The 19,514-nt window shown below is 74.5% G+C and carries 19 protein-coding genes; 5 read left to right on the forward strand and 14 right to left on the reverse strand.

The features are described 5' to 3' along the window. The first annotated feature begins 215 nt into the window (after nt 1-215). The gene (locus MTO91_RS25180; RefSeq protein ID WP_476653001.1) at nt 216-1,226 is read left to right on the forward strand and encodes a serine protease; all 1,011 of its coding nucleotides are present in this window, start codon (nt 216-218) and stop codon (nt 1,224-1,226) included. A gap of 7 nt (nt 1,227-1,233) precedes the next feature. Here MTO91_RS25180 and hpt read toward each other — a convergent pair whose 3' ends face one another. The 4 genes from hpt to dacB form a co-directional block, all read right to left on the reverse strand. Next, the gene (hpt, locus tag MTO91_RS25185) at nt 1,234-1,794 is read right to left on the reverse strand and encodes a hypoxanthine phosphoribosyltransferase (RefSeq protein WP_020623080.1); all 561 of its coding nucleotides are present in this window, start codon (nt 1,792-1,794) and stop codon (nt 1,234-1,236) included. A gap of 59 nt (nt 1,795-1,853) precedes the next feature. Next, nucleotides 1,854-2,966, reverse strand: a complete 1,113-nt coding sequence (tilS, locus tag MTO91_RS25190) for a tRNA lysidine(34) synthetase TilS (RefSeq protein WP_476654963.1) — start codon at nt 2,964-2,966, stop codon at nt 1,854-1,856. Beyond that, nucleotides 2,963-3,940: a zinc-dependent metalloprotease gene (locus tag MTO91_RS25195; RefSeq protein ID WP_405421661.1), complete on the reverse strand. Its 978-nt coding sequence runs from the start codon at nt 3,938-3,940 to the stop codon at nt 2,963-2,965. Before MTO91_RS25195 ends, tilS begins: the two co-directional genes overlap by 4 nt. Before the next feature lie 149 nt (nt 3,941-4,089). After that, complete coding sequence (dacB, locus tag MTO91_RS25200) at nt 4,090-5,499, reverse strand: D-alanyl-D-alanine carboxypeptidase/D-alanyl-D-alanine endopeptidase (protein ID WP_062398478.1); 1,410 nt, start codon at nt 5,497-5,499, stop codon at nt 4,090-4,092. Between the two features lie 226 nt (nt 5,500-5,725). On the opposite strand from dacB, the gene MTO91_RS25205 reads away from it, so the two are divergent. Beyond that, nucleotides 5,726-6,214 (forward strand): inorganic diphosphatase, encoded by a 489-nt coding sequence (locus tag MTO91_RS25205; RefSeq protein WP_073576771.1) that lies wholly within the window; start codon nt 5,726-5,728, stop codon nt 6,212-6,214. 44 nt (nt 6,215-6,258) lie between these two features. On the opposite strand, the gene MTO91_RS25210 is transcribed toward MTO91_RS25205, so the two are convergent. After that, on the reverse strand, nt 6,259-7,467 hold the full coding sequence (locus tag MTO91_RS25210; RefSeq protein ID WP_179761631.1) for an acetyl-CoA C-acetyltransferase: 1,209 nt from the start codon (nt 7,465-7,467) through the stop codon (nt 6,259-6,261). Nucleotides 7,468-7,480: 13 nt separating this feature from the next. Beyond that, on the reverse strand, nt 7,481-7,933 hold the full coding sequence (locus tag MTO91_RS25215; RefSeq protein WP_346106331.1) for a MaoC family dehydratase: 453 nt from the start codon (nt 7,931-7,933) through the stop codon (nt 7,481-7,483). A 221-nt stretch (nt 7,934-8,154) separates the two neighbouring features. Between MTO91_RS25215 and MTO91_RS25220 the strand changes: the two genes are divergently transcribed. Further along, complete coding sequence (locus MTO91_RS25220; protein WP_476653004.1) at nt 8,155-9,120, forward strand: ATP-binding protein; 966 nt, start codon at nt 8,155-8,157, stop codon at nt 9,118-9,120. 19 nt (nt 9,121-9,139) lie between these two features. Then, entirely contained in the window at nt 9,140-9,967 is an 828-nt protein-coding gene (locus MTO91_RS25225; RefSeq protein WP_476653005.1) for a SirB1 family protein, read from the forward strand. 8 nt (nt 9,968-9,975) lie between these two features. On the opposite strand, the gene MTO91_RS25230 is transcribed toward MTO91_RS25225, so the two are convergent. Next, a complete protein-coding gene (locus tag MTO91_RS25230) occupies nt 9,976-11,352 on the reverse strand; it encodes an ATP-dependent 6-phosphofructokinase (RefSeq protein ID WP_224401228.1) in 1,377 nt (458 codons plus the stop codon). A gap of 301 nt (nt 11,353-11,653) precedes the next feature. On the opposite strand from MTO91_RS25230, the gene MTO91_RS25235 reads away from it, so the two are divergent. Further along, entirely contained in the window at nt 11,654-11,830 is a 177-nt protein-coding gene (locus tag MTO91_RS25235; protein WP_157818365.1) for a hypothetical protein, read from the forward strand. Here MTO91_RS25235 and MTO91_RS25240 read toward each other — a convergent pair. The 7 genes from MTO91_RS25240 to MTO91_RS25270 all read right to left on the reverse strand — a co-directional run bounded on the left by MTO91_RS25240 (nt 11,790) and on the right by MTO91_RS25270 (nt 19,512). Further along, entirely contained in the window at nt 11,790-12,332 is a 543-nt protein-coding gene (locus MTO91_RS25240) for a flavin reductase family protein (RefSeq protein ID WP_253067872.1), read from the reverse strand. The two genes, MTO91_RS25235 and MTO91_RS25240, sit on opposite strands and share 41 nt — an antisense overlap. Further along, nucleotides 12,329-12,928, reverse strand: a complete 600-nt coding sequence (locus MTO91_RS25245) for a superoxide dismutase (RefSeq protein WP_476653007.1) — start codon at nt 12,926-12,928, stop codon at nt 12,329-12,331. Before MTO91_RS25245 ends, MTO91_RS25240 begins: the two co-directional genes overlap by 4 nt. 64 nt (nt 12,929-12,992) lie before the next feature. Next, a complete protein-coding gene (locus MTO91_RS25250) occupies nt 12,993-13,433 on the reverse strand; it encodes a hypothetical protein (RefSeq protein ID WP_020627019.1) in 441 nt (146 codons plus the stop codon). A gap of 260 nt (nt 13,434-13,693) precedes the next feature. Then, nucleotides 13,694-15,157 carry a fused MFS/spermidine synthase gene (locus MTO91_RS25255; RefSeq protein ID WP_476653009.1) on the reverse strand — a complete coding sequence of 488 codons (1,464 nt, stop codon included), beginning with the start codon at nt 15,155-15,157 and terminating at the stop codon, nt 13,694-13,696. A gap of 22 nt (nt 15,158-15,179) precedes the next feature. Beyond that, nucleotides 15,180-16,199, reverse strand: a complete 1,020-nt coding sequence (locus MTO91_RS25260) for an NADP-dependent oxidoreductase (RefSeq protein ID WP_100878928.1) — start codon at nt 16,197-16,199, stop codon at nt 15,180-15,182. 92 nt (nt 16,200-16,291) lie between these two features. Beyond that, nucleotides 16,292-17,452, reverse strand: coding sequence for an acyl-CoA dehydrogenase family protein (locus MTO91_RS25265; protein WP_179761627.1), 1,161 nt, complete (start codon nt 17,450-17,452; stop codon nt 16,292-16,294). Next, nucleotides 17,449-19,512 carry an ATP-binding protein gene (locus tag MTO91_RS25270; RefSeq protein WP_379673956.1) on the reverse strand — a complete coding sequence of 688 codons (2,064 nt, stop codon included), beginning with the start codon at nt 19,510-19,512 and terminating at the stop codon, nt 17,449-17,451. The genes MTO91_RS25265 and MTO91_RS25270 overlap by 4 nt, the downstream gene beginning before the upstream one ends. Nucleotides 19,513-19,514: the final 2 nt, after the last annotated feature.

A 19,514-nucleotide genomic window follows, 5' to 3' on the forward strand; every position in this document is an offset into this window, starting at 1 on the left:
GACCTGGCCGGACCGCCCGGTGAGCGGGCGGCCGATCGGTGAACGAACCGGCGACCTGCCCGGTTCCCCCACAGGGGTGTCCCGACGCACACGTCGACACCGTGGTGTGGGACAACTGTGCAGCACGCTCGGTACCGGGACGGCGGCGGAGGGCAGCGGCGCCCTGCTCCGTCCGGTCCAGCGGCGATGGTCTGCGGGTCGGGAGGGACGATCGGATGGCGCTGCACGCGGTGGCCGGACCCCGGCGGACGGTGTCGGTGCTCGCCGCCGGTCTCGCCGCCGCGGCGGCACTGGCGGTGTTCACCGTGCCGGTGGGGACGGCCGTCGCCGTGCCCGTGATCCCGCCGCCCGCGGCCGCCGCACCGACGCCGCCGGTCGTGACCGCGCCGCCGGCGACCACCGCCCGGGCCGAGGCGAGCGACCTCGTGCCGCACCCGGCCGTCGTCGCGGGGCCGGGGTCGATCGGTCCGGGGACCGTCACCGAGACCACCGGCGCGGGCCTGTGCACGGCCGGGTTCGTGTTCACCGCGGGCGAGCGCACCTTCCTCGGGCAGGCCGCGCACTGCGGCGGCACCGGCGACGAGACCGAGACCGACGGCTGCACCTCCGACGCGGTGCCGCTGGGCACCCCGGTGCTGGTGCACGGCCGCGACGGCACGGTCACCGGGACGCTGGCGTGGAGCTCGTGGAACACCATGCAGGCCCGCGGGGAGCGCGACCCCGACGTCTGCGCCTACAACGACCTCGCACTCGTCGAGCTGCCCGCGGGCGCCCGCCCGTCGGTGGGTGCCGCGGTGCCGTTCTTCGGAGGTCCCGGCGCGGTCCGCACCGCGCCGCTGCCCGCCGGCACCCCGGTCTACGGCCTGACCAACCCACCCGGCGCCGGCGGCGTCCGCACGGTCGGGGTGCGCGCCGGTGCGGCCGCCGCCGAGGTCGGTGGCGGGTGGGGGCACGCGGTGTTCGCCGTGCAGGACGGCGTCGCCGGGGAGTCGGGCAGCCCGCTGCTCGACGCGCAGGGCCGCGCGATCGGCGTGCTGTCCAGCCTCACCACCACCGAGGACCTGCCCAGCATCGAGTACACCGACCTGGCGAGGGCGTTGGACTACGCAGCCCGCACCGACGGTCCGGCCGGTCTGACGCTCGCCGGTGGGCCCGCGTTCGACGCGGCCCCGGCCGGGGTCGACCCGCGGGCACTGGCCACGCCGGCCGGGCCCGGGGTCGGCTGAGCCCCGCTCAGGCGTAGACCGACGGGTCCAGGGTCCCGATGTAGGGCAGGTCGCGGTAGCGCTCGGCGTAGTCGAGGCCGTAGCCGACGACGAACTCGTTCGGGATGTCGAACCCGACGTAGCGGACCGGGACGTCGACCTTCACCGCGTCCGGCTTGCGCAGCAGCGTCACGACCTCCAGCGACGCGGGCGAGCGGGTCTGCAGGTTGCCCAGCAGCCAGTTGAGCGTCAGCCCGGAGTCGATGATGTCCTCGACGATCAGCACGTGTCGGCCCGCGATGTCGCGGTCGAGGTCCTTGAGGATCCGCACGACGCCCGACGACGAGGTCGACGAGCCGTAGGAGCTCACCGCCATGAACTCCAGCTGGGCCGGGATGGGCAGCGCGCGGGCGAAGTCGGTCATGAACATGACGGCGCCCTTGAGGACGCCGATCAGCACGAGGTCGGACTCGCGGCCGTCGCGCACGAGGTCGGCGTAGTCACCGGCGATCTGCTGCGCCAGCTCCGCGGTCTTCTCGCGCACCTGCTCCTCGGTGACCAACACCGAGGAGATGTCCCCGTCGTACACCCGACCCCCTCGCACGGACCGCGTGGCGGTCCGGTCGACCCTGTGCACCGGACCCGCGGTCACGCCCGGTCACGCGGCCGGCTGCGGCGGCGCAGCACGAGCCTGCCACGGGCGCGGGTCAGCACCAAGCCGCCGCCCACCGCCGGTCCGCCCTGCCCGCGCCAGGCTCCGACGAGGTCGTCGGCCGCCCGCAGCTGCGCGTCGGTGAGGGCCCGCGCGCCCGCTCCGGCGAGCCATTCCCGCAGGACCCGGCGCCGTACGGCGGGCTCGGCAGCGGCCAGTACACCGGTGTCGAGCGCGGTGCCGAGGGCCTCCCCGACCCCCGCCGCGGCCCCGGTGGGGTCGGTCACGGCGGTACCCGGTGGTGAGCCGTTGTCGCCGGAATCACCCGGCCCGGGCCCCCCCGCCGGTGCATTCCGCTCACCGTCCGTGGCCACGCGGGCCGCGGACAGCAGCCGGGCCGCGGCGACGGAGAGGGCGGCGTCGTCGTCGTGGAGCTGGTCCGCGGTGCGGGCGAGCGCGGCCGCGACCCCGCCGCCCAGGACGTCCTCCAGCAGCGGCAGCACCTCGTGGCGCAGCCGGGAGCGGACGAAGCGGGGGTCGGCGTTCTGCGGGTCGGCCCAGGCCGCGACGCCGGCGGCCGCGCAGGCGGCGACGGTGTCGGCCCGGCGCACCCCGAGCAGCGGGCGCAGCCACGGCTCGGTCCACTCGCGCATCCCGGACAGCGACCGGGCCCCGGAGCCCCGGCCGAGGCCCAGCAGGACCGTCTCGGCCTGGTCGTCGAGGGTGTGCCCGAGCAGCACCGGCGACGACGGCGTCGGCCGCGCCGCCCGCAGCGCCGCGTACCGGGCGGTCCGGGCCGCGGCCTCGGGGCCGCCCGCGGCGCCGACGACGACCGGGTGCACCGTCGCCGTCACCCCGAGCCCGCGCAGGAGCGTGGCGAGCCCCGCCGAGCGCTCCGCGGACCCGTCCTGCAGCCCGTGGTCGACGACGGCGGCGTGCACCGGCCCCCCGACCGTCTCCCGGACGGCGAGCACCAGCGCGGTGGAGTCGGCCCCGCCGGAGCAGGCGACCAGCGGCGGGGCGGCGGCCGCGCCGGCGGGCAACCGGTCCAGTGCGGCCCGCACGGCGCGCCGGACCCGGCCCGCCGCGGCGGGCCCGTGACCCGTCAGGCGACGCGGCGCAGCCACGCGGCGGGGTCGTCCAGCTCGGCGCGGGTCGGCAGCGTCTCCGGCGACTCCCAGACCCGGTTGATCCCGGCCATCCCGGCCTCGCGCTCGACGGCCCGGCAGAACGCGGCGCCGACGGCGTACTGGCGCATCTTCGCCTCGACCCCGAGGAGTGCGCGCAGGATCCGGTCGATCAGCCCGCCGCCGCGGCGGCGCTCGGTGAACCGGCGCCGGATGAGCGCGACGTCGGGGACCACGTCCGGCCCGACGGCGTCCATGACGTGGTCGGCGTGCCCCTCCAGCAGGGTCGACAGGGCGAGCAGCCGGTCGAGCACGGCCCGCTGCTCGGGGCCCTGCAGCAGCTCGACGAGCGCGAGCACGTCGGCCTTGCGGCCGTCCTCGCCGCGCAGCGCGCGGATCGCGTCGGGCAGCCGGGCGAGCCGCGCGGTGTCCGGTTCCTGCAGCGACAGCAGCTCGGTGACCAGCCCGGAGAAGTGGTCGCGCAGCCACGGCACCGCGGTGAACTGGAGCCGGTGGGTGGCCTCGTGCAGGCAGACCCAGAGACCGAACTGGTCGCCGTCGACGTCGAGCGAGCGCGAGGCGGCGTAGACGTTCGGGGCGACGACGATGAGCCGCCCCGCCCCGCCGGGCCCGCCGAACGGGTCGTACTGGCCGAGCACGCGGGCACCCATGTAGGCGAGCAGCGCGCCGAGCTGCATCCCCGAGCCGGCCGCGGTGACCGTGCGCAGCGGCCACGGCGAGTCGGGCAGCCGGGCGCCGGAGGTCAGCGCCTCCATCCCCCCGACGGCGGCACGCGCCCAGGCGGGCCGGTCCAGCACGTCAGCGGGCAGCAGCGGCAGGTCCGCCCCGAGGCCGGTGACCTCGCGGACGTGTCCCTCGGCGCGGGCGGAGTCGGTGCGCAGGCGCTCCACCAGCGCGCCCGCCACCGCGGGGGTGGTGCGGGGCCCGGCGGGCATCAGCGATGCCGCCGTCGACGCGGCCAGGGACCAGTTCACCGGCAGCCCGGCGCCGGTGATGTCGGGCCGGGGGCGGCCGGTGACCGGGCCGGTCGTGTCGGTCTCCATGCGTCCCACGCTACCCGCGACGACGGGTGCGCGAGACCGGGTCAGCCGCGGCAGCCGCAGCGCGACAGCGTCGCCGCGATGCGGTCCAGCGCGGGCCGGGCGTCGGCGGGCGAGGTGCCGTTGGACAGCAGCGCGAACACCAGCAGCCTGCCGTCGACGTCGGTGACGACCCCGGCGAGGCTGGAGGCGCCGGACAGCGTGCCGGTCTTGGCGCGCACGACACCGCGCCCGGCGACCGACCGCGGGTCGCCGAACCGGTCGGCGAGCGTCCCGCCACCGCCGGCGACCGGGAGCCCGGTGAGGATCGGGCGCAGGAACTGCACGTCGGTCGGGCTGTCGGACTGGGCGGCGGCCGAGGACAGCACCGCGCCGAGCAGCCGGGCCGGGATCAGGTTGTCCCGGGACAGGCCGCTGCCGTCGGCGAGCTGCAGCCCGGACACGTCGTAGCCGGCCTGGACCAGCGCCTCGGTGACGGCCTTGGAGGCCCCGTCGAACGAGGCCTCGCCGTCCTTGGACACCGCGACCTGGCGGGCCATCGCCTCGGCCGTGACGTTGTCCGAGGCGGTGAGCATGTACTCGATGAGGCTCGCGATCGGCGGGGAGGACACGCTGCCCAGCACCGGCGCGTTCGCGGCGGCGACGCCCTCCCGGACGTCGGAGGCGCCGAGCGCGCGGGCCAGCGCCTTCCCGGCGGCCGCGGCGGGGTCGGTGCTGCGCGGGCCGTCCTGCTGCAGCGGGTCGGTGCGCCCGCCGTCGAGCATCAGCGCCGACATCGGGGCGACGTAGCCGTCCGCGACGTCGGTGGGCCCCCAGCCCGGGGACTCGGCCGGGCCCTTCCAGAGGCTCGCGTCGGTGTAGACCGTCGTGATCGGGCGGCCGACGGCCTTCTTCACCTGCTCGGCGAGGTCGGCGATCCGCGCGGGCTCCGGGTAGAGCCCGTCCTGCCCGTCGGGCAGCGCGGTCAGCGACGGGTCGCCGGACCCGACGAGGACGACCGAGTCCGGGGACGGACCGGGCACGACCCGGGTCGCGAGCCGGTCGGTCGGGTTCAACGACAGCAGCGCGGCCGCGGCGGTGAGCAGCTTCGTCGTGGAGCCGGGGACCATGCCGCGGTCGCCGTCACGCTCCCAGATCGGCTTCACCCCGCGCGGGGCCGCGGAGTCCATGACGACCCCGGTGACCTCGCCGAGCTCGGGCGCGTCGAGCTGGGAGGACAGGGCCTGGGTGATCCCGGCGGCGCTCGGCACCGGCGCCGTCGGCGTGAGGGGGCGCAGCGCGGGCATCGGGACCGGCGGGTACTGGGTGGCGGTGGTGCCGAGTCCGAACGAGCTGCGGGCGTCCGGCCCGGCCAGGGCGACGGCGCCGAACAGCGAGGCCAGTGCCATCACCGCGACCGCGACCACGGCGAACCGCCGGTAGCTGCGCTCCGGCCGGCGATGCCTGCGTCCCACGGACCCTCCTGTACCTGCTCGTCCGGCGGCCGACCTGCCCGCACGGTGGTGCGACGCGGGCCACATCGGCCCGCTCCGCCCTCACCGGCGTGCACCCGTGCCCACCCGGTCCCTCACACTAGGGGGCAGCACCGACACCGCCGGAGCGGGCGGGCCAGCGGCCCCGCCCCGGATCCGGTGGAGCCGTGACACAAGACCGCTGACCTTCTTCAAGGAGCAACGAACCGTGGACTTCGACGTCACCATCGAAATCCCCAAGGGCGGCCGGAACAAGTACGAGGTCGATCACGAGACCGGACGTATCCGGCTCGACCGCACCCTGTTCACCGCCACCCAGTACCCCGCCGACTACGGGTTCATCGACGACACCCTGGGCGAGGACGGGGACCCGCTGGACGCCCTGGTCCTGGTGCAGGAGCCGACCTTCCCCGGGTGCGTCATCCGCTCCCGCGCGATCGGCATGTTCCGGATGAAGGACGAGAAGGGCGGCGACGACAAGGTCCTCTGCGTCCCCTCGGACGACCCCCGCCAGGAGCACCTGCGCGACATCCACCACCTGGCCGAGTTCGACCGGGCGGAGATCCAGCACTTCTTCGAGATCTACAAGACCCTCGAGCCGGGCAAGAGCGTCGAGGGTGCGTCCTGGGTCGGCCGGGCCGACGCCGAGCGCGAGATCAAGGCGTCCTACGAGCGCGCGAAGAACGCCGGGCACTGACCGATCTCGCCGGGGCGGCCGTGCACGGCCGCCCCGGCTACGGGTCACACCTTCTCGAACACCGCGGCGAGGCCCTGGCCGCCGCCGATGCACATCGTCTCCAGCCCGTAACGGGCGTCGCGACGCGCCATCTCGCGGGTGAGGGTGGCCAGGATGCGGCCGCCGGTGGCACCGACCGGGTGCCCCATCGAGATCCCCGAGCCGTGCACGTTGGTGCGCTCGAAGTCGGCGTCGGTGAACTTCCACTCCCGCGTGCAGGCCAGCACCTGCGCGGCGAACGCCTCGTTCAGCTCGATCAGGTCGATGTCGGCCAGGGTCAGCCCGGCCACGTCCAGGGCCTTGGCCGTCGCCGGGACCGGGCCGATGCCCATCGTCTTGGGCGGGACCCCGCCCAGGCCCCAGGACACGACCTTCGCCAGCGGGCGCAGTCCCAGCTCGGCGGCCTTCTCCGGGCTGGTCACCACGCAGATCGCGGCGCCGTCGTTCTGGCCCGACGCGTTGCCCGCGGTCACGGTGGCGTCCGGGTCGTCCTTGCCCAGGATCGGGCGCAGCGTCGCCAGCTTCTCGACCGTCGAGTCGGGGCGGACGTGCTCGTCGCGCTCGACGACGGTGTCGCCCTTCCGGCCGGGCACGGTCACCGGGACGATCTCCTCGGCGAACACCCCGGACTCCTGCGCGGCCGCCGCCCGGTGGTGCGAGCGGACGGCGTACTCGTCCTGCTCGGCGCGACCGATCGCGTAGTCGCGGCGCAGGTTCTCCGCGGTCTCCAGCATCCCGCCCGGCACCGGGAAGTTCTTCCCGCCGGCGGTGACGCGTCCGCGCGCCAACGAATCGTTCAGCATCACCCCGCCGCCCTTGACCCCCCAGCGCATCCCGGTGGAGTAGAACGACGCGCCCGACATCGACTCGGCACCACCGGCCAGCACGACCTCCGCCGCACCCGTCCGGACCTGGCCGGCCGCGTAGAGCACGGCCTGCAGGCCCGAGCCGCAGCGGCGGTCGATCTGGATGCCGCCCGCGGTCACCGGCAGGCCGGCGTCGAGCGCGGCGACCCGTCCGATCGCCGGGGCGTCCATCGTCGGGTAGCAGTGGCCCAGCACGACGTCCTCGACGACGTCGGGGTCCAGCCCGGTCCGCTCCATCAGGGCGCGGATCACGGTCGCGGCGAGGGTGTGGGCCGGGACGTCGCGCAGCGACCCCCCGAACCCGCCGACCGGGGTCCGCAGCGGCTCGCAGATCACCGCATCACGCATGGGTTCTCTCCTCCTAGACGAACTGCCGGGTCAGCCATTCGGCGACCAGGGCGGGCTTCTCGGATCCCTCGACCTCGACGGTCACGCCGATGGTGAGCTGGACGCCGCCGGAGACGTCGCTGACGTCGGTCAGCTCGACCCGGGCGCGGATCCGGCTGCCCACCGGCAGCGGGCTGGTGAACCGGACCTTGTTGAGGCCGTAGTTCACGCCCATCGTGACCCCGTCCACCTTGTAGACGGACTGGACCAGCTTGGGCAGCAGCGACAGCGACAGGAAGCCGTGGGCGATCGTGGCGCCGAACGGTCCGGACGCGGCCCGCTCGGCGTCGACGTGGATCCACTGGTGGTCGTCGGTGGCGTCGGCGAAACCGTCGATCCGCTCCTGCGTGACGGTCAGCCAGGGCGAGGTCCCGATCTCGGTCCCCTTGGCCGCCCGCAGCTCGTCCACTCCGTCGAAGACGCGCATCTGTCACTCCGTTCGTGGTGCGTGATGGTGATCCGTTTCCAGCCTTCCCTACCGCACCGCGGGCCGCCGGGGGGTGCGACGTCGTCGAACACACACGCCCCGCACCGCACGACCGGTGCGGCTTGGTTATGGTCACCCCGTCAGGAGCCGCCTTGAGCAGATGGGCACAGCTTCGACGTGGAAGGCCTACGCCCCATGACCCCGACCGCCCCCGACCGCCGATGACCACCACCACCACCACCCCGCGTCCCGACCCGGACGGCCTCGTCCACCGGGCCGTGCCGTACCGGGATCCCGAGCACCAGGCCGCCGCCCTCACCGCACCGGTGACCGAGGCGCTGGAGTCGGGCCGTCGCGCGCTCGTGGTCGTCGACCCGCGGTGTGCCGCGGTGCTGCGCCGCTCCCTCGGCCACGACGCCGGGGTGGAGTTCCGCACGCCGGACCGGATGCACTCGGCCCCGCCGTTCACGGTCGCGGGGCGCTGGAGCCGCGCGGTGCGCGAAGCGCTGGCCGACGGCGCGTCCGGGGTGTGCACGGTCGGCCAGCCGGTCGAGCTGCCCGGCGCGGACGCCGCCTACTGGACCCGCCTCGACCTCGCCCTCTCGCACGCCCTGCGCGCGCTGCCCGTCGAGCTGCTGTGCTGTTTCCCCGACGTCGAGGCCGACCGCGCGCACGCCGGGGCACTGCACGACGAGTTCCTCGTGGACGGCGCCCCGGTCCCGAGCGGCTGCCGGCGCGACGACCACGAGCTGCTGGCCGAGAACCCGCAGTGCCCACCGGACGAGCTGGGGCCGGCGATCGTGACGCTGCCGGTGACCCTGGACGACCTCGGGTCGATGCGGCGCGTCGTCGAGCGGCAGGCCGAGCTGTCCGGGCTGGGGCCCAGCCGGATCTCCGACCTCGTGCTGGCGGTCAACGAGCTGATCAGCAACGGCGTCGAGCACGGGTCGGGTCACCCGGTCCTGCGGATGTGGCGCACCGAGGCGGGGCTGGTCTCGGAGATGAGCGACGCCGCGACGTGCCGGCTCGCGTTCCCCGGGCTCGCCGCGCCACCGGTCGCCGGGAACCGCGGCCGGGGGATGTGGCTGGCCTCGGAGCTGTCGGACGTGCTGCAGGTGTGGACCGCGGAGGACGACCCCGGTCAGGTGACGGGCACGGTCGTGCGCGTCACGATGTCGCCCCCGTGAATCCCGGTACGGTCCCGGGGTGACCCGGCACGACCGCGCCGACCCGGTGACCCGCTTCCTGCGGATGGTGACCGGGCCCGAACCGCCGCTCGACGAGGCCGCACTGGCGATCGCCGCCGGCGCCGCCCCGGACCCGGAGGTCGCGGCGGTGTCCACCGCACGGGCCCGCGCCACGCTCGACGAGCTCGCCGACGGTGTCACCGGCTTCGAGTCGCTGCTGCACCGGTTGTTCACCGAGGCCGGGTTCCGCGGCAACTCCGCCGACTACGCCGACCCGCGCAACTCCTTCCTGACCGACGTCCTCGAACGCCGCACCGGCATCCCGATCACCCTGTCGGTCGTCGCGATCGAGGTGGGCCGCCGGGCCGGGGTGCCGCTGGAGGGCGTCGGCATGCCCGGGCACTTCCTGGTGCGGGTGCCCGGCACCCAGCGCCTCGTCGACGCCTTCGACGGCGGCAGGCGGCTCGACCCGGCGGGCTGCGAGGAGCTCTTCCGCGCGACGACGGGCGCCGGCCCGGAGGTGCCCTTCGACGCGGGCATGCTGCCGCGGACCTCGACCCGCCAGATCCTCGCCCGGATGCTGGAGAACCTGCGTGCGACCTACGGCCGCTCCCGCGACCACGACGGCCTGGAGTGGGTACTCCGGATGCGGCTGGGCCTGCGCCACCAGGGCCCGGAGCTCATCCGCGAGCTCGGCGAGGTGCTCGCCGCGCAGGCCCGCTGGGACGAGGCGGCCCGGCTGATGGAGTCCTGGGTGGACGGTCCGGGGCGCGGATCGCGCTCGGGCGCCGACGTGCTGGACCAGGTGCGCACCGAGGCGATGAAGCACCGGGCCCACCTCAACTAGGACGCCGGTCAGGTGTGCGGGGCCCGGGTCGGTGCTCCGGAGTCCTCGCCGAAGCGCCACGGCTGCCCGGTCGACTCCAGCACGGCCATCCACAGGTCGCCGTGCGGGTCGACCTGGTTGCGACGGCTGACGGCCAGGCTCATCGGGATGTGCACGAACCGGCGCCGCACCCGTCCGACCACCATCGCGGTGCGCCCGGACATGGCGGCGTGCACCGCGGCCTGGGACAGCCGGACGGTGTAGACGCTGTCGTAGGGGTTCGCGGGGACGCTGCGGATGATGTAGCTCGGGTCGACGTAGCGGACGGTGGTCTCCATCCCGGCGTCGGCGAAGGAGTCGGCGATGCGCTCCTTGAGCCAGGGGCCGACGTCGGAGAGCTTCGCGTTGCCGGAGGCGTCGGTGCGCCCGACCGGCGGCAGCATCTCCTGCCCCGCCCCCTCCGCGACGACGACGACCGCGTGCCCGCGCTGGGACACCCGTCGTCGCAGGTGGTTCAGCAGACCGGTCTCGCCGTCCAGCTCGAAGGGCACCTCGGGGATCAGAACGGCGTCGGCGTCGGACCGCACGAGCGAGGCGTAGCAGGCGATGAAGCCGGAGTGCCGGCCCATCAGCTTGACCAGGCCGACGCCGCCGGGGGTGGACTTGGCCTCCACCGTGACCGACCGGATGGCCTCGCTGGCCTGGGAGAACGCCGTCTGGAAGCCGAAGGACTGGTCGATGAACGGGATGTCGTTGTCGATCGTCTTCGGGATCCCGACGACGGCGATCCGCAGCCCCCGCTCCCCCACCACCCTGGCGATCTCCATCGCGCCACGCATGGTGCCGTCGCCGCCGATCACGAACAGCACGTTGAGGTGCATCTGCTCGAGGCAGTCGACGATCTCCTCGGGGTCCTGCGGGCCGCGTGAGGTGCCGAGGAAGGTGCCGCCGTCGACCGGGATGTCGCGCACCGACTCCGGGCTCAGCTCGACGACGTCGTGACCGTAGGAGGAGACGAAGCCGCGGTAGCCGTTGCGGAACCCGACGACCCGGCGCACGCCGTAGTGGTAGGTCAGGGTGCGGACCAGGCCGGAGATGACGTCGTTGAGCCCCGGGCACAGGCCGCCGCAGGTGACGATCCCGGCGCGGGTCTTCGACGGGTCGAAGTAGATCTGCCGGCGCGGCCCGCACGGTTCCAGGCCCGGCAGCTCCTCCGGTTCGACGCCGCGGGCGCGGATCCCGGCGGCGGTGTCGTCGAGCAGGACCCGGTCACCGGCGTCCACGTAGTGCTCGGTGGTGCGGCGGGCGTCGAGCAGCGGCGCCAGCGGCGAGGTGATGCGGGCCGGGCCGAGCGTGTCGATGGCCAGGTCCCCGGGCGTGATGCTGCTGTACTCCGAGGTGGTCACGCGCACACTCCGTCTGGATCGATTCGCCCGGGGGCCGGGCGATCATCGTGACGCACACCGGGCGAATCGTCGATCCGACCCCCGGGAACGGCGCCGCGGGACCACCCGCGGGTGCGCCGGGTCCCGCCGATCGGACCATCGTCGTCGCCGATGCGTCACCGGCCGGCTCGCGGACCGCCCCGGGTCCTTGCGGTGTGCATCGCCGGACGTCACCGGTTTCGCCCACCCTGTCGCACACGCACTGTGAACGAATCGAGCACCCGGGGTGAACGCAGCACGTCGCGTAGGGCAAAATTCGTCCATGCGGAGCATCGACCCCCGTCACGCCTGGTCCACCGGATTCGCCCGCACCATCGCCGAGGAGCTGCGCCACGGCGTCGCGACCGGCGCGGTCACCTGGAGCGAGGCCGACGAGCTGCTCAACCGCCTGCGCACGGTCATCGACCAGGCGCTGGACGTGCATCCGCAGCCGCTGTGACCGCGTCCGTGTCCTCGACGGGGACGCCGCGGTAGGCCCGTCCCACCCACACCAGGGGTCGGCCGCGACGGCGCAGCCCGAGCAGCTCGACGACCTCGGCCGCGACCAGCAGCGACGCGCCGACCTCGGAGACCGACAGGACCCGGCAGCGCAGCGCGGTGCCCACGTCGACCAGCCACGGCTCCCCGGTCGGCAGGGCCATCCACCGGACACCCGCTCCGAACCGTTTCGCGCCCGGGACGGCGAACGCCGCCGCGAGACCGGTGTCGGTGTCGTCGAGCAGGTGCACGACGACCGTCCCGCCCCCGGCGAGCGCACCGGCCAGCCGCGAGTCACGGGCGGTCGAGAACGACACTGCGGGCGGGTCCACCCCGACCGAGGCGACCGACGACGCCGTCATCCCGACCGGCCCGTCGGGCCCGGTCGTGGTGAGCACGGCGACCCCGGCGGGGTGCCCACGGAACGCCGCCCGCAGGCCCCCGGCCGGATCGGCGACCGTCACGCCCGCGCCCGGGCGAACCGCTCGGCGGCGTCGGCCCAGTTGACGACGTTCCACCAGGCCTTGACGTAGTCGGGCTTGACGTTCTTGTACTGCAGGTAGAAGGCGTGCTCCCACATGTCGAGCAGGACGATGGGGGTCTGGCCGGCGGGGAGCTGGGACTGCTGGTCGTAGAGCTGGTGGATGAGCAGGCGGTCGCCGAGCCGGTCGTGACCGAGGACGGCCCAGCCGGAGCCCTGGATGGTGGTGGCGGCGGCGGTGAAGTGGGCCTGGAAGCCGTCGAAGGAGCCGAAGTCGGCGTCGATGGCGGCGGCGAGGTCGCCGGTGGGCTTGTCGCCGCCGTCGGGGGAGAGGTTGTTCCAGAAGGCGGAGTGGTTGACGTGGCCGCCGAGGTTGAACGCGAGGGTCTTCTCGAGTCCGACGACGGCGCCGAAGTCGTTCCTGTCGCGGGCCTCGGCGAGCTTGTCGAGGGTGGTGTTGAGGCCCTGGACGTAGGTGTTGTGGTGCTTGGAGTGGTGCAGCTCCATGATCTCGGGCGCGATGTGCGGGGCCAGAGCGGAGTAGTCGTAGGGCAGGTCCGGAAGCGCGTAGTCGGCCATGCCCGCAGCCTGATAGCTGAACCGGACTTCAGGTCAAGTGTGACGGCGGCCGCACGGCCCGACCTCAGTGGTCGTCGCGCCCGGTGAGCGCGTGCTCCAGCTCGTCGGCGAGGTGGACGACCTGGCGGAACGGGAACTCGAACCCGTCCAGCGCGGCCGGGCCGAGCGGGATCGAGTGCCGGAACACCACGACGCCCTCCTCCGCGGCCAGCCCACCGACCACCGACGGCCCCGCGAGCTCCAGGGCGCGGCCGAGGTCGACCTCGCCGAGCCGCGCGACCGGGGACTCGATCTGCACCCACTCCTGGTCCGGGTCGGCGACCGCGGCCGCCGCGTCGGTGACCTCGACGCCGGGGCGGCCCGCACCCTCCCGCACCCGCTTCACGACGACGAGCTGGTCCCGGTCCTCGGTCGTCGGCAGCCGGAACCGCAGCTCGTCCGCACCCTGGCGGACGATCTCGTACCGGACCACGACGTAGGCCTTCAGGTCCTCCCAGGTCGCCACGCCCGTCTCCCCCTCGATCGTCCGACGGGGCCCACCGGACCCCGTCACCGACCCTAGCGTGGTCCGGACCCCGCGCGGCCGGGCCTCGCCTCCCGGTGCGCCCGCCTCTCGCAAGGCGACGTCCCGAGCCGTCCGCGCCCGGACCGGAGTCGCCGAGATGCAGCTCAGCGGGCGCCGGAGATCCACAATTCCCGCTGAGCTGCATCTCGGCGCAGCGGGCCGCCGGGCGGGACGGGTCAGGACGGGGCGCGGGCGGCGCCCTACCCCGTCAGACCGGTGGTGATCAGCTGGTCCACCGGGGCGCGGTCGTCGGTCAGGACCGGGGCCCCCGCGGTGAACGCGGCGGTGCGGGCCGGGTCGAGGACCGTGCCGGCCGGCTCGGAACGGGCGACGGCGGCACCGAGGGCGGCCGGGTCGAGCGGCCGGTCCGAGGCGACGACCACGACGTTCCCGCCCCCGCCGGGGGCGAACTCGTCGGGGAGGGCGAGGAGCATCGTCGTCCCGAACCGGGACTCGACGGTCGCGGTGGCGGCCTTCACCAGGTCGAGCGGGTACCGGTCGATCACGTTGAGGACGTAGAGCCCGCCCGGGCGCAGCACCCGCGCCACCTCGTCGAGGAACTCCGCGGTGGACAGGTGCCAGGGCACCGAGCGGGCGCCGAAGGCGTCGCCGACGACGAGGTCGGCGGAGTCGTCGGGCAGCGCGGCGAGGTTCACCCGGGCGTCGCCGGTGCGCACGGTGGTGCCGGGGATCCCGCCCGCGTCCAGGGAGCGGACGCCGAGGTCGATCACGCCCTGGTCCAGCTCCAGCACGGTCGAGGTGCTGCCGGGGCGGGTCGCGGCGAGCCAGCGCGGCATGGTCAGCGCGCCGCCGCCGATGTGCACCGCGTCGACCGGGCGACCCTGACCGAACGCGGTGTCGACGGCCGCGGCGAACCGCTTCGTGTAGGCGAACTCCAGGTGCGCGGGGTCGCCGAGGCGGACGTAGGAGTGGCGCAGGTCGTCGAGCACCAGATAACGACCGGCCGGGTCCGCGGGGTCGGTCCGGACGGCGGCGCAGTAGTAGGTGGTGTCGGCGTCGCAGCGCCCCGGCAGCGCGACGAGCGCGACGGCCAGCAGCAGTGCCGCGGCACCACCCTTCGCGATGTCCGAACGCCGCCGCCGGGGCGCCAGGACGAGCCCGAGCACGAGGCAGGCGGCCGCGGTGACCAGCAGGATCGCGCTCACCGGCAGGAGCGCGACCAGCACGAACCCGGTGAGGAAGGTCCCGGCGAGCGACCCGAGGGTGCCCGCCGCGGACAGCCCGCCGACGACCTCGCCCGAACGGTCCAGCCCGGTCAGCCGAGCCTTGGTGACGGCCGGGGTGACCGCGGCGAGCGCCGTCACCGAGACCAGGGTGGACGCGGCGACGAGCACCACGGCGGCGTACGGCCCCGCGCCGAGCAGCGGCCCGAGCAGCCGGACCACCGGCCGTACGGCGAGGGTGCCGAGCCCGCCGACGACCATCATGAGCGCGGCGACCGCCACCGGGTCGCGCTCGTCGGCCCACCGCCCACCCAGCGAGGCGCCCGCCGCGATCCCGGCGAGGGCCACCCCGATCACGGCGGTGGTCGACTCGAGCGTCAGTCCGACGTAGGGCGCGACGAGCCGGGTCGCGAGGGTCTCGACGACGAGGATCGCCGCCCCCGAGACGACGACGGCGGTCCGGGCCATGGCGGGGCGCACCCCGCCATGGTGCCCGCCGGGGTCAGGCCCGCTTCAGGCGGAGCACGAGCTTGCCGGTGTTCTCGCCACGGAAGAGCTTGAGGAAGACCTCCGGGAAGTCCGCGACCGTGCCGTCGACGACGTCCTCACGGCTGCGCAGGCGGCCCTCGGCGAGCCAGCCGGCGAGCTCCGTGCCCGCCTCACCCCAGCGGGGGAGGTAGTCGCCGACCAGGAAGCCCTCCATGCGGGCCCGGTTGACCAGCAGGTTCATGTAGTTCTTCGGGCCGGTCATGCCGCCCTCGGCGTTGTACTGGCTGATCGCACCGCAGATGACGACGCGGGCGTGCATCGCGAGCCTGCCGAGCACGGCGTCGAGGATGTCCCCGCCGACGTTGTCGAAGTACACGTCGACGCCCTCGGGGGCGAGCTCCTTCAGGCGCTGCGACACGTTCTCGGAGCGGTAGTCGATCGCGGCGTCGAACCCGAGCTCGCCGGTGATCCACGCGCACTTCTCGGGGCCGCCCGCGATGCCGACGACCCGGGCGCCCTTGACCTTCGCGAGCTGCCCGACCACCGACCCGACGGCGCCGGCCGCACCGGAGACGACGACCGTGTCGCCCTCCTTCAGCGCACCGACGTCGAACAGCCCGAAGTAGGCGGTCATGCCGGTCATGCCGAGCAGCGCGAGGTAGCGCTCCGGCGGCACGTCCGCGGTCGGGGAGACCTTCTGCAGGCCGCGGCCGTCGCTCTCCACGTACTCCTGCACGCCGAGCACACCGGTGACGGTGTCGCCGACGGCGAAGTCCGCGTTCCTGGAGGCGACGACCTCACCGAGGCCGAGCGCGCGCATCACCTCGCCGATCCCGACCGGGGGCGCGTACGAACGCCCCTCGTTCATCCAGCCGCGCATCGCCGGGTCCAGCGAGATGTGGCTGACCCGGACGACGATGCGGCCCTCGCCGGGCTCGGGCACCGGCTCGGTGGTGTGCTCCCACACCTCCGGGCCGGGGGTGCCCTGCGGGCGTGCGGCGAGCCGTACCTGGTGGTTGACCTCGTTGCTCATGACACCGGTCTACCCCCGTCACGCGCGCGGCACCGCATCACGGTCGTCACGCGCGTGACGGGAATGTCGTTCGGGGACCGAACGGATCGTCGCTACAGGCCCAGGTGCCGCGCGATCAGCATCTTCTGCACCTCGGAGGTGCCCTCGCCGACCTCGAGGATCTTGGCGTCGCGGTAGAACCGCCCGACCGGGTACTCGTTCATGAAGCCGTAGCCGCCGAAGATCTGGGTGGCGTCGCGCGCGTTGTCCATCGCGGCGTTCGACGAGACGAGCTTGGCGATCGCCGCCTCCTTCTTGAACGGCTCCCCCGCGACGAGCAGCCGCGCGGCGTGCTGCCAGGCCAGCCGCGCGGTGTGCGCGCGGGCCTCCATGTCGGCGATCTTGAACTGGATCGCCTGGTAGCTGCCGATGGTGTTCCCGAACGCCTCGCGCTCACCGGCGTAGCGGACGGACTCGTCGACGCAGCCCTGGGCCAGCCCGGTCGCCAGCGCCGCGATCGCGACCCGGCCCTCGTCGAGGATGGACAGGAACTGGGCGTAGCCGCGGCCGCGCTCGCCGAGCAGGTTCGCCTCGGGGACGCGGACGTCGTCGAAGAAGAGCTCGCGGGTGTCGGAGCAGTTCCAGCCGACCTTGGAGTACTTCTCGCTCACCGTGAACCCGGGCGTGCCCGCCGGGACGAGGATCGCCGAGATCTCCTTGCGACCGTCGGGCTTCTCGCCCGTCACGGCGGTGACGGTGACGACCGAGGTGATGTCGGTGCCGGAGTTGGTGATGAAGCACTTCGACCCGTTGATCACCCACTCGTCGCCGTCGAGCCGGGCGGTGGTGCGGGTGGCGCCGGCGTCGGAGCCACCGCCGGGCTCGGTGAGGCCGAACGCGCCGAGCGTGCGGCCCGCGGCCAGGTCGGGCAGCCAGCGCGCCTTCTGCTCGTCGGTGCCGAAGCGCAGGATCGGCATGGCACCGAGCCCGACGCCGGCCTCCACGGTGATCGCGACCGAGGAGTCGACCCTGGCGAGCTCCTCCAGGGCCAGGCAGAGGGCGTGGTAGTCGCCACCCATGCCGCCGTAGGACTCGGGGACGGGCAGGCCGAACAACCCCATCTCGCCCATCTTGGCGGTGATGTCGTAGGGGAACTCCTCGCGGATGTAGAGGTCGCCGATGACGGGCGCGACCTCCTTGCGCGCGAACTCCTCGACCGAGGCGCGCAGCGCCTCGTACTCCTCGGCGGTGGTGGTGTCCTGGGCGGTGGTCATGCCTGCTCCTCCTGCGTGGCGGGCTCGACCACGAGCAGCACCGCGTCCTTCGCGACGGTGGCTCCGGCCCGGGCCCTCAGCTCGCGCACCGTCCCGTCGACGGGGGCGGTGAGCACGTGTTCCATCTTCATGGCCTCGACGACGACCAGCTTCTGACCTGCGACGACGGTGTCCCCGTCGGCGACCTCGACGACCGTCACCGTCCCGGGCATCGGCGAGACGATCGGCCCGCCCGCACCGCCTGCGGCCGCGGCGGCCTCCGTCGGCGCCTGCTCGCGCACGCCCCAGGCCTGCCCGTCACGGCCGATCCAGACGACCCCGTCGGCACCCTCGGCGACGGCGAACCGGCGGGTGCGGCCGTCCTGGGTGTGCTCCACGACCCCCGGTGCGACGGCGACGGTGCGGCACCGCACGGCCGCCGCCTCGGGTGCGACGGACGCGGGCACGCTGCCCGGGTCCCCACTGCCGGGCAGCGCCAGGTCGAACCCGGCGGCCCGCCCGCGGGCCCGGACCTCCACGGCGCCGTCGGCGCCACCGGTGACCAGGCGGCTCACCGTCCAGGCGGGCTCCCCGACCCGCCAGCCACCGGGGACGTCGAAGGGGTCCACCACGGGCCCGGCCGGCTCCCGGCGCAGCAGCCCGAGACCCGCGACCGCACCGAGGACGTCGGCGGGCACCGTGTCGTCGACGAGCGCGGCACCGCGCCGGGCGATCAGCCCGGTGTCGAGGTCACCGGCGCGGACGTCGTCGTCGGCGAGCAGGGCCCGCAGGAACCCGATGTTGGAGTCGAGCCCGAGCAGCACCGTGTCGCGCAGCGCGGCGTCGAGCCGGCGCAGCGCCTCGTCGCGGGTCGCGCCGTGGGCGATGACCTTGGCCAGCATCGGGTCGTAGTCGGACCCGACGACGGTGCCGGTCTCGATCCCGGCGTCGACCCGCACCCCGGGCGGCGGCGTCCAGTCCAGCACCGGCCCGCCGGAGGGGAGGAAGGTGAGCGCGTCGCCGGACACCGCGGTGGCCTCGGCGTACACCCGGGCCTCCATCGCGTGCCCGGTGAGCACCACGTCGTCCTGGGTGATCGGCAGCGGCTCCCCCGCGGCGACGCGCAGCTGCAGCTCGACCAGGTCCAGACCGGTGACCTCCTCGGTGACCGGGTGCTCGACCTGCAGGCGGGTGTTCATCTCGAGGAAGAAGAACTCGTCGGGACGGTCGGAGCTCACGATGAACTCGACGGTCCCGGCGCCGGTGTAACCGACGCTGCGGGCGGCCTCGCAGGCGGCGCGGCCCATCTCGTCGCGCTGCGCGGGGGTGAGCAGAGCCGACGGCGCCTCCTCGATGATCTTCTGGTGGCGGCGCTGCAGCGAGCACTCGCGCTCGCCGAGGTGCACGACGGCGCCGTGCGCGTCGGCCATCACCTGGATCTCGATGTGCCGCGGCGTGGTGACCAGCCGCTCGACGAGCAGGGTGTCGTCGCCGAAGGAGCCGCGGGCCTCGCGGCGCGCACCGGCGATCGCGTCGGCCAGCTGCTCCGGGGAGTGCACCTCGCGCATGCCCTTGCCCCCGCCGCCCGCAGACGGCTTGAGCAGCACCGGGTAGCCGATGTCGGCGACGACGGAGGCCAGGTCGTCGTCGGTGAGGCCGGAGCCGTCGGAGCCGGGCACGACCGGGACCCCGGCCTTGGCGACGGTCTGCTTGGCGCGGATCTTGTCGCCCATCGCCTCGATCGCCGACGACGGCGGCCCGACGAAGGCGATCCCCGCCTGCTCGCAGGCGGCGGCGAACGCGGTGTTCTCGGACAGGAAGCCGTAGCCGGGGTGGATCGCCTGCGCACCGGTCGCCCGGGCGGCGGCGATCACGTTCTCCACCGACAGGTAGGACTCGCCGGCGGCGGCCGGGCCGATCCGGACGGCCTCGTCGGCGGCGCGGACGTGCGGGGCCGCGGCGTCGGCGTCGGAGTACACGGCGACCGACCGGACGCCCAGCGAGCGCAGGGTGCGGATGACGCGGACCGCGATCTCGCCGCGGTTCGCGACCAGGACGGTGTCGAACAGTGCCGATCCCATGG

This window comes from Pseudonocardia sp. 2-7, assembly GCF_056341085.1.

Coding starts and splice junctions, on each gene's coding strand:
- MTO91_RS25180 (WP_476653001.1), top strand. CDS start 216: ATGGCGCTGCACGCGGTGGCCGGACCCCGGCGGACGGTGTCGGTGCTC.
- MTO91_RS25195 (WP_405421661.1), bottom strand. CDS start 3,940: ATGCCCGCCGGGCCCCGCACCACCCCCGCGGTGGCGGGCGCGCTGGTG.
- MTO91_RS25210 (WP_179761631.1), bottom strand. CDS start 7,467: ATGCGTGATGCGGTGATCTGCGAGCCGCTGCGGACCCCGGTCGGCGGG.
- MTO91_RS25215 (WP_346106331.1), bottom strand. CDS start 7,933: ATGCGCGTCTTCGACGGAGTGGACGAGCTGCGGGCGGCCAAGGGGACC.
- MTO91_RS25220 (WP_476653004.1), top strand. CDS start 8,155: ATGACCACCACCACCACCACCCCGCGTCCCGACCCGGACGGCCTCGTC.
- MTO91_RS25235 (WP_157818365.1), top strand. CDS start 11,654: ATGCGGAGCATCGACCCCCGTCACGCCTGGTCCACCGGATTCGCCCGC.
- MTO91_RS25245 (WP_476653007.1), bottom strand. CDS start 12,928: ATGGCCGACTACGCGCTTCCGGACCTGCCCTACGACTACTCCGCTCTG.
- MTO91_RS25260 (WP_100878928.1), bottom strand. CDS start 16,199: ATGAGCAACGAGGTCAACCACCAGGTACGGCTCGCCGCACGCCCGCAG.
- MTO91_RS25265 (WP_179761627.1), bottom strand. CDS start 17,452: ATGACCACCGCCCAGGACACCACCACCGCCGAGGAGTACGAGGCGCTG.
- MTO91_RS25270 (WP_379673956.1), bottom strand. CDS start 19,512: ATGGGATCGGCACTGTTCGACACCGTCCTGGTCGCGAACCGCGGCGAG.